Source organism: Rhodoferax sp. AJA081-3, from assembly GCF_017798165.1.
GTDB lineage: Bacteria > Pseudomonadota > Gammaproteobacteria > Burkholderiales > Burkholderiaceae_C > Allorhodoferax.
In genome coordinates, this window is record NZ_CP059068.1 from 837,339 (window position 1) to 849,438 (window position 12,100).

Consider the following 12,100-nt stretch of genomic DNA (forward strand, 5'->3'; position numbering starts at 1 on the left):
TTCCTCGCGTAATGTTTTAGGCCAAGGACGCGGCAGCGGCGTGGATGGCGCTGCGCACGCGGGCATAGGTGCCGCAGCGGCAGATGTTGCCGGCCATGGCGGAGTCGATGTCGGCGTCGCTGGGCTTTTTATTGGTCTTGAGCAGCGCCGTGGCGCTCATGATCTGGCCGCTCTGGCAGTAACCGCACTGCACCACATCGTGCGCGACCCAGGCGTTTTGTACAGCCAGCCCAACCTTGTCCGTGGCAACGGCTTCTATGGTGGTGATTTTCTTGCCCGCCGCAGCGGAGATGGGCGTAACGCAGGAGCGTGTCGCCACACCATCCACGTGCACAGTACAGGCGCCACACAACGCAGCGCCGCAACCGAACTTGGTGCCGGTCATGCCCAGCGTGTCGCGAAGGGCCCAGAGTATGGGGGTGGTGGCATCGGCGTCAACCTGCATGTCTTTGCCGTTGATGTTCAGAGTGGGCACAACAATCTCCTCGGTCTGGATCGCGGCCACAGTGGCCGGGTCGGCCGAATGTAATGCAATTCCGCGAAACGTGCTGAATGCGCTAGTGCGCTGATAGCCCCATGGGCAGTGTGGCGTACAAATCTTCAAAGTCTTCCGCTGGCAAGCCCGGCGAACACAGAAAACCCTGGAAGGCTTCGCACTGCAAACCGTGCAGGTAGTCACGCTGGGCGCCCGTCTCCACACCCTCGGCCACCACGGACATTTTGAGAGCGCGGGCCATGGCAATGGTGGCACCCACAATGGCACGGTCACCTTCGTCTTCGGGCAAGCCCATCACAAAGGCGCGGTCGATCTTCAGTTTGGAAATGGGAAACTTCTTCAAGTAGGCCAGACTGGAATAACCGGTACCAAAGTCGTCAATCGCCAGGCTGATGCCCAATGCAGCCAGGGCCTGCAGGCGCGTCAGGGTTTCATGGATGTCCTTGATCAGGATGGACTCGGTCAGCTCCAGCTCCAGCAAAGCCGGGTCCAGCCCTGCATCGCTGATGGCGCTGGCCACACGCTCCACAAAATCACCCTGCTGGAACTGCAGCGCCGAGACGTTGACCGACACCACCACCGGACGACCGGACTCCTGCCAGGTGAAAGACTGGCGCACCGCTTCGGCCAGCACCCAGTTGCCTATATTGATGATGAACCCAGACTCCTCGGCCAGCGGGATAAAGGTGGCCGGTGACACATTGCCCAATTCGGCATCGCTCCAGCGGATAAGCGCCTCCACGCCCAGCAAGCGCCCATCCAGCAACGATATCTGCGGTTGGTAGTGCAGGCGAAACAAACCCTGTTCCATGGCAAGGCGCATGGCATGGTCCATCTTGACCCGCGAGAGCAGGTCCACATTCATTTGCGGCTGGTAGAAGCGGAAGTTGCCTCGCCCGCGTTCCTTGACCCGGAACATGGCCGTGTCTGCGCATTGGACCAGCGTGTCCAGCGTGCGGCCATCTGCCGGGTACATGGCGATGCCGATGCTGCACCCCATGGAAAAATTCACACTGTCCAACACAAAGGGCTGGGCCAATTTTTCCAGAATGCGGCGGGCCACTATCTCGGCACCTATGGCATCGGCCTCTTGCAAAAAAGCAATGAACTCATCACCGCCCACCCGGCACAGGGTATCTACCTCGCGCAGCGTTTGTTGTATGCGTGCCGAGGCTTCTACCAGCACCCGGTCACCAAAGGCGTGGCCCAGCGAGTCGTTGATATTCTTGAAGCGGTCCAGGTCCACAAACAGCAGGGCAAAGGTCGAGCCATTGCGTTGTGCGGTGCGCAGTGCAACCGCCACCCGCTGCCCCAGCAGCAGCCGGTTGGGGAGCCCCGTCAACACATCGGTATAGGCCAGGGCTTCAATGCGTTTTTGGGCGTCCAGCCGCTCGGTCAGGTCGCGGAAGGAATACACCCGCCCCACCACGCGGCTGCGGCTAGTCTGGGGCAGGGTTACACGCTCCAGCATGCGCCCCGAGCGCAACAACAACACGTCGGTGCACTCCATCTCGGGGTCATCACCAATCAATCCCAGGCGTTCCTGGTAACTCGCTTCATCCTTGACGCACCCACGCATATGGGTCAGCAATGCCGCATCGTCATGCGCCTCCAGCATGTCCGGCGGCACATTCCACAATTCTACAAAACGGCGGTTGTAGTGGCGCACCTCGCCAGCGACGTTGAGAACCAGAATGCCATCACCCGAGGACTCCAGTGTGGCCCGCAACTCCGACATGCGGTTTTCCAATTGTTCCTCGGCACTGCGCTGGTCCCGCAAATCACGCAGCCCGACCAGAAACACCGGCTCGTCGGGTGCAACCCACACCCGGCTGACCTTGCGCTCTACGGGTATGGCGACACCCTCACTGCATCGCAATAGCGATTCCGACAGGATGTGGTCCGCCAGACCTGCAGCCACATCCTCCCAAAAAAACAGGTCTTCCGGAGAATTGGTCAGTTCCACCACGGGTTTGCCGACAAACTCTGCACTGGGCAATCCCACCAGTTTGGCCATGACCCGATTGGCCATGGTGATACGCAGGGACTTGGGGTCTACCAGGCAGACCGCCTCTATCATGGCGTCCAATAAGGGGCCACACGTGGCGGGTGTCATGCAAGCGCACCCATCTGTGAGTCAACAACCCGCTCAAAAAAATAACTCACGCGCTGGCGCGGTGCCAGAAAGTCCATAGCTGCGCTGGGCAAGCCCGAGGGTTTGAGGCTGCGCCGGATACCGATGTTAGGTGCATGCTCCAGATCCAGAATCAACGCCTCGTGTTTGGCCACACCGGCTTCATGCACGATGATGCGGGGCTTGAGCGGCCGGGTAGAATTGACCGACACCACCATGCCGTAGCGTTCATCAATCAACTGCACCACCGAGCCGGGCGGGTACACCCCCATCATGCGGATAAATGCACTGAGTGCCGCCGTATCAAACCGTGTTTTGAGCTGTGCAAAAATCAACGACAGGGATTCGTGCGGTGTCATGGCCGCAGCCGGCCGGCTGGGGTTGCACAGGTTGTCATACCGGTTGACCAGCGCCAAAATACGCGCGGCCACCGTCATGGATTCACCCTTGGCACGGGTAGGAAAACCACTGCCATCGGTCAGCTCATGGTGCTGCGCAATCGCCAGCAAGGCGCCCTTGGACAGCTCCATGGCCTTGCCCACCTGCACACTTTTGGCCACATGCTCCTGGTAGAGCTTGTACTCTGCGGTTGAGAAATTTTCTTCCAGCCAGCGTACCCGGTCCGGCAGTTGGGCCTTGCCGACATCGTGCAAAAACGCAGCCATGCCCAGGTCGATCAATTCAGCCTGGGACAAACCCATGGCCTTGCCAAGCAACAAGGAGACCACCGTGACATTGACCGGGTGCATGGACGACTTGTCACCCGCGGCTTCGGACAGTAGGCGAATGGCGGAATCGCCTTCGCACAAGATGTCGCCCACAAAGGTGTTTACCAGCGTGTGGCAATGTTCTGCGGCGGCCTTGGGTTGGGTCGGTATGGCCTCCAGCATCTTTTTGTACTGGCGCACAGCGTCACCAAATTGCCGCTCACAAACGACCAGACTGCGCTGTTGCACCGCCAGTTGTTCGGCGCGTTGCTGGCGCAGCTGGGCTTCACGGTGCGCGGCTTGGGCGCGTTCCACGGCCAGTGCGTCCATGGCGGGTTTGGCAACCACCGCATCCGGATCGGGATCGCTTTTGGCCAGGTTGACACGCACTTGCTGCATGCCCAGTCCACAAATAGTTTCGATTTGTTTGGAAGACGTCAGTTTGAAGCTGCCGGTGGGAAACGGATGGGCCAACCAGCCTACGTCCAGCTCCACATACATGCCTATGCGCAGGGACTTGCAATCCACCAACCCGACGGTATCGTCTTTGCTCTTCATGGGCCACCATCCTTCATCGATTCTCACAACCCAAGCTTGCCGGCCACCGTCCTGTTCTGCGGCAACCGTGGCATGCTGCAAAGCGCATTCCACAGCCTGCGACAGAGGACTTTGCTTGTTCTAAAGCAAGCATACCCCATGTTTTTGGCCCATTTCTGCAGATACTACGCGGCTTATGGGCACTCGCCATCCCATAAACATGTCAGTTACACGTCAGGCGTAAAAAAACCCGCCAAAGCGGGTTCTTTTGACTCGATATTGCGACTTCTGGTCGCAAAGCAACTCAGCCCATGTGCAGGCCGCCGTTGACAGAAAATTCTGCACCTGTTGCGTATCCGCCCTCATCCGACGCCAGCCAGGCGATGATGGATGCAATTTCGCCGGGCTCACCCAGACGTTTGACCGGCACTGTGGCGATGATCTTGTCCAGCACTTCCTGGCGAATGGCTTTGACCATGTCGGTGCCGATGTAGCCTGGGCTCACGGTGTTGACGGTCACACCCTTGGTTGCCAACTCTTGGGCCAGCGCCATGGAGAAACCGTGCATGCCGGCCTTGGCGGCCGAGTAGTTGGTCTGCCCCGCCTGGCCCTTGACGCCATTGACCGACGAGATGTTGATGATGCGGCCCCAGCCCTTTTCCACCATGTCGCCGACCACCTGCTTGGTGACATTGAACATGCTGTTAAGGTTGGTCTCGATCACGGCGTCCCAGTCTTCGCGCGTCATCTTCAGGAACATGCGGTCCTTGGTAATGCCGGCGTTGTTGATCAACACATCGATAGCGCCATGCTCGGCCTTGGCTTTGGAGAAAGCCTCTACGGTCGAATCCCAATTACCCACATTGCCCACCGACGCGAAGAAGGTGAAGCCCAAAGCCGCCTGCTCGGCAATCCACTTGGCGTGGTCACGGGTAGGGCCGCAGCCCGCAATGACCTTGAAACCCTCTTTGTGCAAGCGCTGGCAGATGGCGGTACCGATGCCACCCATACCACCGGTTACGTAGGCTACTTTTTGACTCATGTTCACTCCTCTTTGGTTTTACTTGCTACAACATTAGTAGCTGTAACCCCAGTATTTACGGGGGCTAACAGCCAATTTATCTCTCAATCGTCAGGGCCACGCCCATGCCGCCACCGATACACAGGCTGGCAATGCCCTTCTTGGCATTGCGGCGCTGCATTTCATGCAGCAGCGTGACCAGAATACGGCAACCGGACGCACCAATGGGGTGGCCTATGGCAATGGCGCCACCGTTGACGTTGACCTTGCTGGTGTCCCAGCCCATTTCGTTATTCACCGCGCAGGCCTGGGCGGCAAAGGCTTCGTTGATTTCCAGCAGGTCCAGGTCCTGTGGCTTCCAGCCGGCACGCTCCAGCGCCTTGCGCGATGCGGACACCGGGCCCATACCCATCAGCGCAGGGTCCAGGCCACTGGTGGCAAAGCTGGCGATACGGCCCATGGGGGTCAGGCCCAGAGCTGCCGCCTTCTTGGCGGTCATCACCATCACCGCGGCGGCGCCGTCGTTGATGCCCGAGGCATTGCCTGCCGTCACGCCACCCGCCTTGTCGAAGGCGGGACGCAGGCCAGCTAGCGCGTCGGCGTTGGACTTGCGGTTGATGAACTCATCGGCTGCAAACACAATCGGGTCGCCCTTCTTCTGCGCAATGCTGAAAGGCACGATTTCGTCCACAAACTTGCCGGCGTCTTGTGCGGCAGCGGCCTTTTGTTGGCTGGCCAGCGCCAGTGCGTCCTGCATGTCGCGGCTGATGCTGTAGGCCTTGGCCACGTTTTCGGCGGTAATGCCCATGTGGTACTGGTTGTAGACATCCCACAGGCCGTCCACAATCATGGAGTCGGTCATCTTCCAGTCGCCCATGCGCTGGCCGTCACGGCTGCCCAGCAACACATGGGGTGCGGCGCTCATGTTTTCCTGGCCACCAGCGATCACAACTTCGCTGTCGCCATAGGCAATGGCTTGCGCAGCCAGCATCACAGCCTTCAGGCCGGAGCCGCATACGGCATTGATGGTCAGGCCGGGCGTTTCTTTGGCCAGGCCACTCTTGATGACGGTCTGGCGGGCGGGGTTTTGGCCCGAGCCGGCGGTCAGCACCTGGCCCAGGATGACTTCATTGACCTGCTCAGCAGACAGGCCTGTACGGGCCAGCAAAGCCTTGATGACGGCGGCGCCCAGTTCGGGTGCCGGAGTCTTGGCCAGCGTGCCGCCAAATTTGCCGACGGCGGTGCGGGCGGCTGAAACGATGACGATGTCTTCCATTTTTATCTTCCTTCGGTGGGTCAAAATTAATTCAGATCAGGCCTTGGCCTTGACGTAGCTGCCTGGGGCTGCTTCGGTCGCTTTGTACTTGCCTTTTCCGTATGTTTTGGGCGCAGCAATTTGTTTGCCTGCATGGGACTTGAGCCATGTAGACCAGTCTGTCCACCAGCTGCCCGGGTGTTCCACTGCACCGTCCAGCCACGCGGTCTGTGTCTTGGGTAATTTGCCATCGGCACGTATCCAGTGGCTGCGCTTGTTTTTGGCGGGCGGGTTGATGACACCGGCAATGTGGCCAGACGCGCCCATCACAAAACGCTTCTTGCCTGGCAACACCTGGGTAGAGGCATAGGCACCACCAATCGGCACGATATGGTCTTCGCGCGATCCATAGATGTAGACCGGGATATCCACCGCGTTCAAATCCACCTTTTCGCCACACACCGTCAACTTGCCGGGCTTGACCAGGTTGTTTTCCAGGTAGGTGTTGCGCAGGTACCAGGCGTAATAGGGGCCGGGCAGGTTGGTGCTGTCGGAATTCCAGTACAGCAGGTCAAACGGTGGCGGGGTTTCGCCTTTCAGGTAGTTGCCCACCACGTAGTTCCAGACCAGGTCGTTGGGGCGCAAAAAGCTGAAGGTACTGGCCAGGTCCTGGCCTTTCATCAAACCGCCCTTGCCCATTTCTTTCTCGCGGAACTGCACAAAGGCTTCGTCGATGAAAACATCCAGGATGCCGGTGTCGGTGAAGTCCAGCAGGCTGGTCAACAAGGTTGCGCTGGCAACAGGCTCTTCTCCGCGTGCTGCCAATACGGCCAGTGCCGTGCCCAGCATGGTGCCGCCCACGCAGAAGCCCAGTGCATTGATGCTGGGTGCGCCGGTGATCTCTTGCGTGACTGAAATAGCCTTGATGACCGCCTGCTCGATGTAGTCGTCCCAGGTGGCCTTCTCCATGGAGGCATCGGGGTTGCGCCAGCTGACAACAAAGGTGCGGTGCCCTTGCGCCACGGCGTAACGCACCAGCGAATTGTCCGGCTGCAGGTCCAGGATGTAGAACTTGTTGATGCAGGGTGGCACCATCAAAAACGGCTTCTCGTAGACCTTGGCGGTCAGAGGCTTGTACTCGATGAGCTGGAAGAAGGCGTTCTCGAACACCACGGCGCCTTCGGTGGTAGCGACATTTTTGCCGACCTCAAACAGGCTCTCGTCCGTCATGGACACATGGCCTTGTTGCAGGTCGTGCACCAGGTTTTGCATACCTTTGGCAATGCTTTCACCTTTGGTGTCCAGCGCCTTCTTTTGGGCTTCGGCGTTGAAAGCCAAAAAGTTGCTGGGCGCCGCAGCGGCCATCCACTGCTCGATGGCGAAGCGGATGCGGTTGCGGGTCTTGGCATCGGCTTCTACTGCGTCGGCCAGGCCCATCATGGTGCGGGCATTGAGCAGGTACACCGCGGCGGAGAAGGCTGCCACCGGGTTGCTGCCCCAGGCCTCACCCGCAAAGCGTTTGTCGCCTCCGGTGCTGGGTGCGGACATGCCCTGGCTGAAAAGACCCATCACATCCTGCAAGTACTGCTGTTGCAGCGCCTGCAGTTTGTCGGGTGCAAAGCGGATGTCGGGGGCTTTGGTGGCAGTGCCGGTGGGCAGGCTGGCGCCCATTGCACCCAGGTCCATGCTTTGCAGGGACTGCACCGCTTTGCTCCAGTTTTCGGTCATGGACTGCTGAAACTGCTGGGCGGCTTGGGTCCAGAATTCGGGGGCTTGTTGCGTCACACTGTCACCTTTTCTATTGTCTGCGTGCAGGCCCTAGTATCTCAGCATCCGGCCTACGATTCCCTGACATGTGGTAAACACGCAGTGCACTTATGTACATCATTCCTATCGCCTGGTTGTATGTCGCTGTCATGATGGCAGTGGCAGAAGCCACCAACACCAACGGCTCCATCCTCGGTGCCATTGTGACCTTTGTTCTTTACGGTTTGTTACCAATTGGGCTCATTCTGTATTTCATGGGAGCGCCCGCGCGCAAGCGCGCCATCCGGGCCCGTGACGCTGCAGAGCTGGAAGCTGCGAAGGCATCAGTCCAACCAGATACAGGCAGCCTGCCGACCACTGATACGGTCACGCCGGTGGGAAAAGAAACGTAGCGGCTGACCCACGGTGCACCACGGCGCACTGCCGTCGTTGCCAAACACCTGGGTGATGCCCAGAGCCGCCAACCGCTGCCGCGCCAGTGCGGGCAAATCCGCCAGCCACTTGCCACCGGCAAGCGGCTTGAAACACGCTGCCGCCTGCGCATGGGTCTGCGCAAACGCTGCAACCACATCGGCCCCTACTTCAAAGGCATCCGGCCCTATGCAAGGGCCGAGCCACGCTATCAACTCAATAGCACTATTGTTAGATACAACGGGGGCTAGAGGCTTAAAAGACTTATAAGCATTTTCCAGAATGCCCACGCCATCCACCCCGGCCAGCCCACGCCATCCGGCATGCACCGCGGCCACCTGGCGGCCTTGCACATCACACAACAACACGGGCAAACAATCGGCCACCATGATGGTGCAGGCCAGGCCACGTTTGCGCGTGTAGGCACCATCTGCCGAGGCGCCATCGGGCGTGTCCTGCGCCAGGGCCAGCATGTCGGTGCCATGCACCTGGTTCAAAAACACGGGTTTGGCCCCCAAGGCTTCTTGCAGCAGCCCACGGTTGTGTGCAACGTGGGCCGTGTCATCACCTACGTGTGAACCCAGGTTCAGACTGTCATACGGCGCGGCGGACACCCCGCCCGTGCGTGTGGTGCAAAGCGCCCGCACATGGGCTGGTGCGGGCCAGTCGGGTTGTATCCAGTCGGTGCCAACAGAGGGGGAGCGTGTCATGCAAACAAGGATAAACCAAGGCCGTTACTATTAACCCATATTCAACTTGCACCCTTCAACCACCAACACCTTCCGAGGCCCCGCCATGATTCTCGAACTCGCCGACATCCGCATCCACCCCGGCCAGAATGCCGCCTTTGAAGAGGCCATCCAGCGCGGCCTGGCCACCGTCATTTCCCAGGCCAAGGGGGCGCGCAGCTTCTCGGTGAACCGCGGCATTGAAAGCGCCGAACGGTATGTGCTGCAAATTGTGTGGGACACGCTGGAAGACCACACGGTGGGCTTTAGACAATCCGATGCCTTTACCCAGTGGCGCGCAATTGTGGGTCCGTTTTTTGCCGGCCCACCCACGGTGGAACACTTTGAACTGGTGACCCAGTCGGTCTGAGCCCATAACTTTGCCATCGCACGCCATGTCTTACGTCTTCACTCCACCGGCAACGGTCAGCATTCCCGTGGTCGGCCACAGCGACCTATTTCCCGTGCACCGCATCTACTGCGTGGGCCGCAACTATGTTGAACACGCCCAAGAGATGGGCCACACTGGGCGTGAGGCGCCGTTTTTCTTTATGAAACCGGCCGACGCCGTGTTGGTGGCGACACCCGGCAACACGGTGGCCATGCCCTACCCCAGCCTGACCAGTAACCTGCACCACGAAATCGAGCTGGTGGTCGCCATTGGGGTGGGCGGAGCCAACATCAACGCGGCCGATGCATCCAAACACATCTACGGTTACGCCGTGGGCCTGGACATGACCCGGCGCGACCTGCAAAACGACATGAAGAAGCAGGGCCGCCCCTGGTGCATCGGCAAGGGTTTTGACCATTCGGCACCCATCGGCCCCATCACCCCCGCGGCCCAGGTGCCCGGTATTGGCACCGCCGCCATCCACCTGCAGGTCAATGGCCAGGACCGCCAGCGCAGCAACATTGCCAAGTTGATCTGGAACATTGCCGAGACCATTGAGCAACTCTCCGCCGCGTGGACACTGCAAGCCGGCGACCTGATCTTCACAGGCACCCCCGAGGGCGTGGGCGCCGTGGTGCGCGGCGACACGTTGGTGGGCGGTATAGACGGCCTGCAGAACATTAGCGTGCGTGTGGAGTAAAACCCTTGTCCAGCACCACAGCCCTGCCCGCCTTTGCCTACGCACCGCAGGCGGGCGACACCACCCGCTACCAGTCCACCGAACTGACCCGCGGCCCCTGGCACCCCGACCACCAGCACGCCGGTCCACCCATTGCGCTGGTCTGTGGCGCGTTTGAGGCCGCGGCCCAGGCCCATGGCTTGACGCATATCGCCCGCCTCACCGCCAACCTGATACGCCCCGTGCCGATTGGAGAACTGCAGGTGCAGGTCACACCGGTCTACGTCGGGCGCAATGCGGGCCACTTCTCGGCCCAGTTGCTGGCCGATGGCAAAGAGGTGGGCATGTTCACCGCCCTGGCCCAACGCGAAAACGCGTTTGAACTGCCTGAGGGCCTGCCCGGCCACCCGCTGCCGATGGCACCGCGACCGCCCGAGGATTCACCTGTGGCCAACTTCCCGTTTGCGGGCAGACGAGTCGGTTATTCCGACCTGGTCGAAACCCGCACCGCCCAGGGCCGCATCTTCGACGGCCCCTGCGCCATCTGGTTCTGCCTGCGCCACCCGCTGCTGGACGGCCATGCTCCCAGCGCCTACCAGCGTGTGGCGGTGGCGGCCGACTCGGGCAACGGCATCAGCGCCGTGCTGGACTATGAACGCTACAGCTTCGTGAATTCCGACCTCACCGTCCACCTGCTGCGCCCGCCCGTTGGTGAGTGGGTGTGCCTGGACGCACGCACCTGGCTGGGCGACAACGGATGCGGCCTGGCCGAATCGGCGTTGTACGATGCGCAGGGTTTGATCGGCCGCTCCACGCAAAGCCTGGCCGTCAAGGCCCGATAAATCAACCGATTCGAATACACGTCCCACTACTTTTTAACGGAATTTCACATGATCAAACTCAGCATTTCAGTTCTTGCCGCGCTCCTGGCCTCGGCCTGTACCACGACACCCAGTGCGCCATCGGCCTCGGCGGAGCTGGTCCCCACAACCGGCAATATGGTGAGTGGCAGGGTCACGTTTACCCAGCAAGGCAATGCGGTATTGATCGCAGGCGAAGTGCGCGGCCTGGCACCCAACAAGGAACACGGCTTTCACATCCACGAAAAAGGCGATTGCTCCAGCGGCGACGGCATGGGCACAGGTGGCCACTTCAACCCGAACGCACAGGCCCATGGCGCGCATGGCCACAGCAGCCACCATGCCGGCGATTTGGCCAGCCTGAAAGCCGACGCCAACGGCGTAGCACGGTTCAGCTACACATCAACCACCATCGCTGTGGGCGCGGGCACCACCGATGTATTGGGCCGCGGGCTGATCGTTCACCGCGATGCAGACGACTACAAGACCCAGCCCACCGGCAATTCTGGCCCACGTGTGGCCTGTGCCGTCATCACCAAAGGTTAAATCCCTTTTCTCCTACAACCATGCTGCGCAGCCCCATCAAACATTGCAAACAGTGCGGCACGGCCGTGGTCTACCGCCTGCCGGATGACGGCGACACCAAGGAACGCGCGGTTTGCCCAGCCTGCAGCACCGTGCACTACGAGAACCCGCTGAACGTGGTGGGCACCGTGCCCCACTGGGGCGACAAGGTGCTGCTGTGCAAACGCAATATCGAGCCGCGCTGGGGCAAGTGGACGCTGCCGGCTGGCTTCATGGAGCTGAACGAAACCACGGCCGAGGGCGCCGCGCGCGAGACGGATGAAGAAGCCGGCGCACAGATCGAGATGGAAGGCCTGTTCACGTTGCTAAACGTGTCGCGGGTTGGCCAGGTGCACCTGTTCTACCGCGCCCGTCTGCTTAGCGACGTATTCAACCCGGGAACCGAGACGATTGAAGCGCGCCTGTTTGCCGAGGACGAAATTCCCTGGGACGAGATCGCCTTTCGCACGGTCAAGGAAACGCTGGAACACTACTTTGCCGACCGCAAAAAAGGCCAGTACGGCTTCCACCAGATGGACATTGTGTAGCC

Annotated in this window: 13 protein-coding genes; 6 read left to right on the plus strand and 7 right to left on the minus strand. The window is 60.3% G+C overall.

Features of this window, described 5'->3' with window-relative positions; all coding sequences use genetic code 11:
- Window positions 1-16 precede the first annotated feature (16 nt).
- From HZ993_RS03900 to HZ993_RS03925, 6 genes are all read right to left on the minus strand, one after another.
- Window positions 17-475, minus strand: a complete 459-nt coding sequence (locus HZ993_RS03900; RefSeq protein ID WP_209395963.1) for a (2Fe-2S)-binding protein — start codon at window positions 473-475, stop codon at window positions 17-19.
- Between the two features lie 82 nt (window positions 476-557).
- The gene (locus HZ993_RS03905; RefSeq protein ID WP_209395964.1) at window positions 558-2,612 is read right to left on the minus strand and encodes a bifunctional diguanylate cyclase/phosphodiesterase; all 2,055 of its coding nucleotides are present in this window, start codon (window positions 2,610-2,612) and stop codon (window positions 558-560) included.
- Window positions 2,609-3,895, minus strand: coding sequence for an HD-GYP domain-containing protein (locus HZ993_RS03910; RefSeq protein ID WP_209395965.1), 1,287 nt, complete (start codon window positions 3,893-3,895; stop codon window positions 2,609-2,611). Before HZ993_RS03910 ends, HZ993_RS03905 begins: the two co-directional genes overlap by 4 nt.
- 283 nt (window positions 3,896-4,178) lie before the next feature.
- Window positions 4,179-4,916 carry an acetoacetyl-CoA reductase gene (gene phbB / locus HZ993_RS03915; RefSeq protein WP_209395966.1) on the minus strand — a complete coding sequence of 246 codons (738 nt, stop codon included), beginning with the start codon at window positions 4,914-4,916 and terminating at the stop codon, window positions 4,179-4,181.
- Between the two features lie 76 nt (window positions 4,917-4,992).
- Window positions 4,993-6,171 carry an acetyl-CoA C-acetyltransferase gene (locus HZ993_RS03920; protein WP_209395967.1) on the minus strand — a complete coding sequence of 393 codons (1,179 nt, stop codon included), beginning with the start codon at window positions 6,169-6,171 and terminating at the stop codon, window positions 4,993-4,995.
- A 36-nt stretch (window positions 6,172-6,207) separates the two neighbouring features.
- Window positions 6,208-7,878: a PHA/PHB synthase family protein gene (locus HZ993_RS03925; RefSeq protein WP_371816994.1), complete on the minus strand. Its 1,671-nt coding sequence runs from the start codon at window positions 7,876-7,878 to the stop codon at window positions 6,208-6,210.
- A gap of 149 nt (window positions 7,879-8,027) precedes the next feature.
- Between HZ993_RS03925 and HZ993_RS03930 the strand changes: the two genes are divergently transcribed.
- The gene (locus HZ993_RS03930; protein ID WP_209395969.1) at window positions 8,028-8,309 is read left to right on the plus strand and encodes a hypothetical protein; all 282 of its coding nucleotides are present in this window, start codon (window positions 8,028-8,030) and stop codon (window positions 8,307-8,309) included.
- On the opposite strand, the gene pgeF is transcribed toward HZ993_RS03930, so the two are convergent.
- Entirely contained in the window at window positions 8,241-9,038 is a 798-nt protein-coding gene (gene pgeF / locus HZ993_RS03935) for a peptidoglycan editing factor PgeF (protein ID WP_209395970.1), read from the minus strand. The genes HZ993_RS03930 and pgeF overlap by 69 nt on opposite strands.
- 85 nt (window positions 9,039-9,123) lie before the next feature.
- Between pgeF and HZ993_RS03940 the strand changes: the two genes are divergently transcribed.
- From HZ993_RS03940 to HZ993_RS03960, 5 genes are read left to right on the plus strand one after another with little or no spacing between them, the layout of a single operon-like run.
- Window positions 9,124-9,426: an antibiotic biosynthesis monooxygenase gene (locus HZ993_RS03940; protein WP_209395971.1), complete on the plus strand. Its 303-nt coding sequence runs from the start codon at window positions 9,124-9,126 to the stop codon at window positions 9,424-9,426.
- A 25-nt stretch (window positions 9,427-9,451) separates the two neighbouring features.
- The gene (locus HZ993_RS03945; protein ID WP_209395972.1) at window positions 9,452-10,147 is read left to right on the plus strand and encodes a fumarylacetoacetate hydrolase family protein; all 696 of its coding nucleotides are present in this window, start codon (window positions 9,452-9,454) and stop codon (window positions 10,145-10,147) included.
- Window positions 10,148-10,152: 5 nt separating this feature from the next.
- The gene (locus tag HZ993_RS03950) at window positions 10,153-10,968 is read left to right on the plus strand and encodes a thioesterase family protein (protein WP_209395973.1); all 816 of its coding nucleotides are present in this window, start codon (window positions 10,153-10,155) and stop codon (window positions 10,966-10,968) included.
- Window positions 10,969-11,016: 48 nt separating this feature from the next.
- Window positions 11,017-11,532 carry a superoxide dismutase family protein gene (locus tag HZ993_RS03955; RefSeq protein ID WP_209395974.1) on the plus strand — a complete coding sequence of 172 codons (516 nt, stop codon included), beginning with the start codon at window positions 11,017-11,019 and terminating at the stop codon, window positions 11,530-11,532.
- 20 nt (window positions 11,533-11,552) lie between these two features.
- On the plus strand, window positions 11,553-12,098 hold the full coding sequence (locus HZ993_RS03960; protein WP_209395975.1) for an NUDIX hydrolase: 546 nt from the start codon (window positions 11,553-11,555) through the stop codon (window positions 12,096-12,098).
- Window positions 12,099-12,100 lie beyond the last annotated feature (2 nt).

Bases quoted from the DNA above. Each gene is read 5' to 3' on its own strand.
- HZ993_RS03920 (WP_209395967.1), bottom strand. From the start codon at position 6,171: ATGGAAGACATCGTCATCGTTTCAGCCGCCCGCACCGCCGTCGGCAAA.
- HZ993_RS03955 (WP_209395974.1), top strand. From the start codon at position 11,017: ATGATCAAACTCAGCATTTCAGTTCTTGCCGCGCTCCTGGCCTCGGCC.
- HZ993_RS03940 (WP_209395971.1), top strand. From the start codon at position 9,124: ATGATTCTCGAACTCGCCGACATCCGCATCCACCCCGGCCAGAATGCC.
- HZ993_RS03910 (WP_209395965.1), bottom strand. From the start codon at position 3,895: ATGAAGAGCAAAGACGATACCGTCGGGTTGGTGGATTGCAAGTCCCTG.
- HZ993_RS03945 (WP_209395972.1), top strand. From the start codon at position 9,452: ATGTCTTACGTCTTCACTCCACCGGCAACGGTCAGCATTCCCGTGGTC.
- HZ993_RS03930 (WP_209395969.1), top strand. From the start codon at position 8,028: ATGTACATCATTCCTATCGCCTGGTTGTATGTCGCTGTCATGATGGCA.
- HZ993_RS03925 (WP_371816994.1), bottom strand. From the start codon at position 7,878: ATGACCGAAAACTGGAGCAAAGCGGTGCAGTCCCTGCAAAGCATGGAC.
- phbB (WP_209395966.1), bottom strand. From the start codon at position 4,916: ATGAGTCAAAAAGTAGCCTACGTAACCGGTGGTATGGGTGGCATCGGT.
- HZ993_RS03960 (WP_209395975.1), top strand. From the start codon at position 11,553: ATGCTGCGCAGCCCCATCAAACATTGCAAACAGTGCGGCACGGCCGTG.
- HZ993_RS03905 (WP_209395964.1), bottom strand. From the start codon at position 2,612: ATGACACCCGCCACGTGTGGCCCCTTATTGGACGCCATGATAGAGGCG.
- pgeF (WP_209395970.1), bottom strand. From the start codon at position 9,038: ATGACACGCTCCCCCTCTGTTGGCACCGACTGGATACAACCCGACTGG.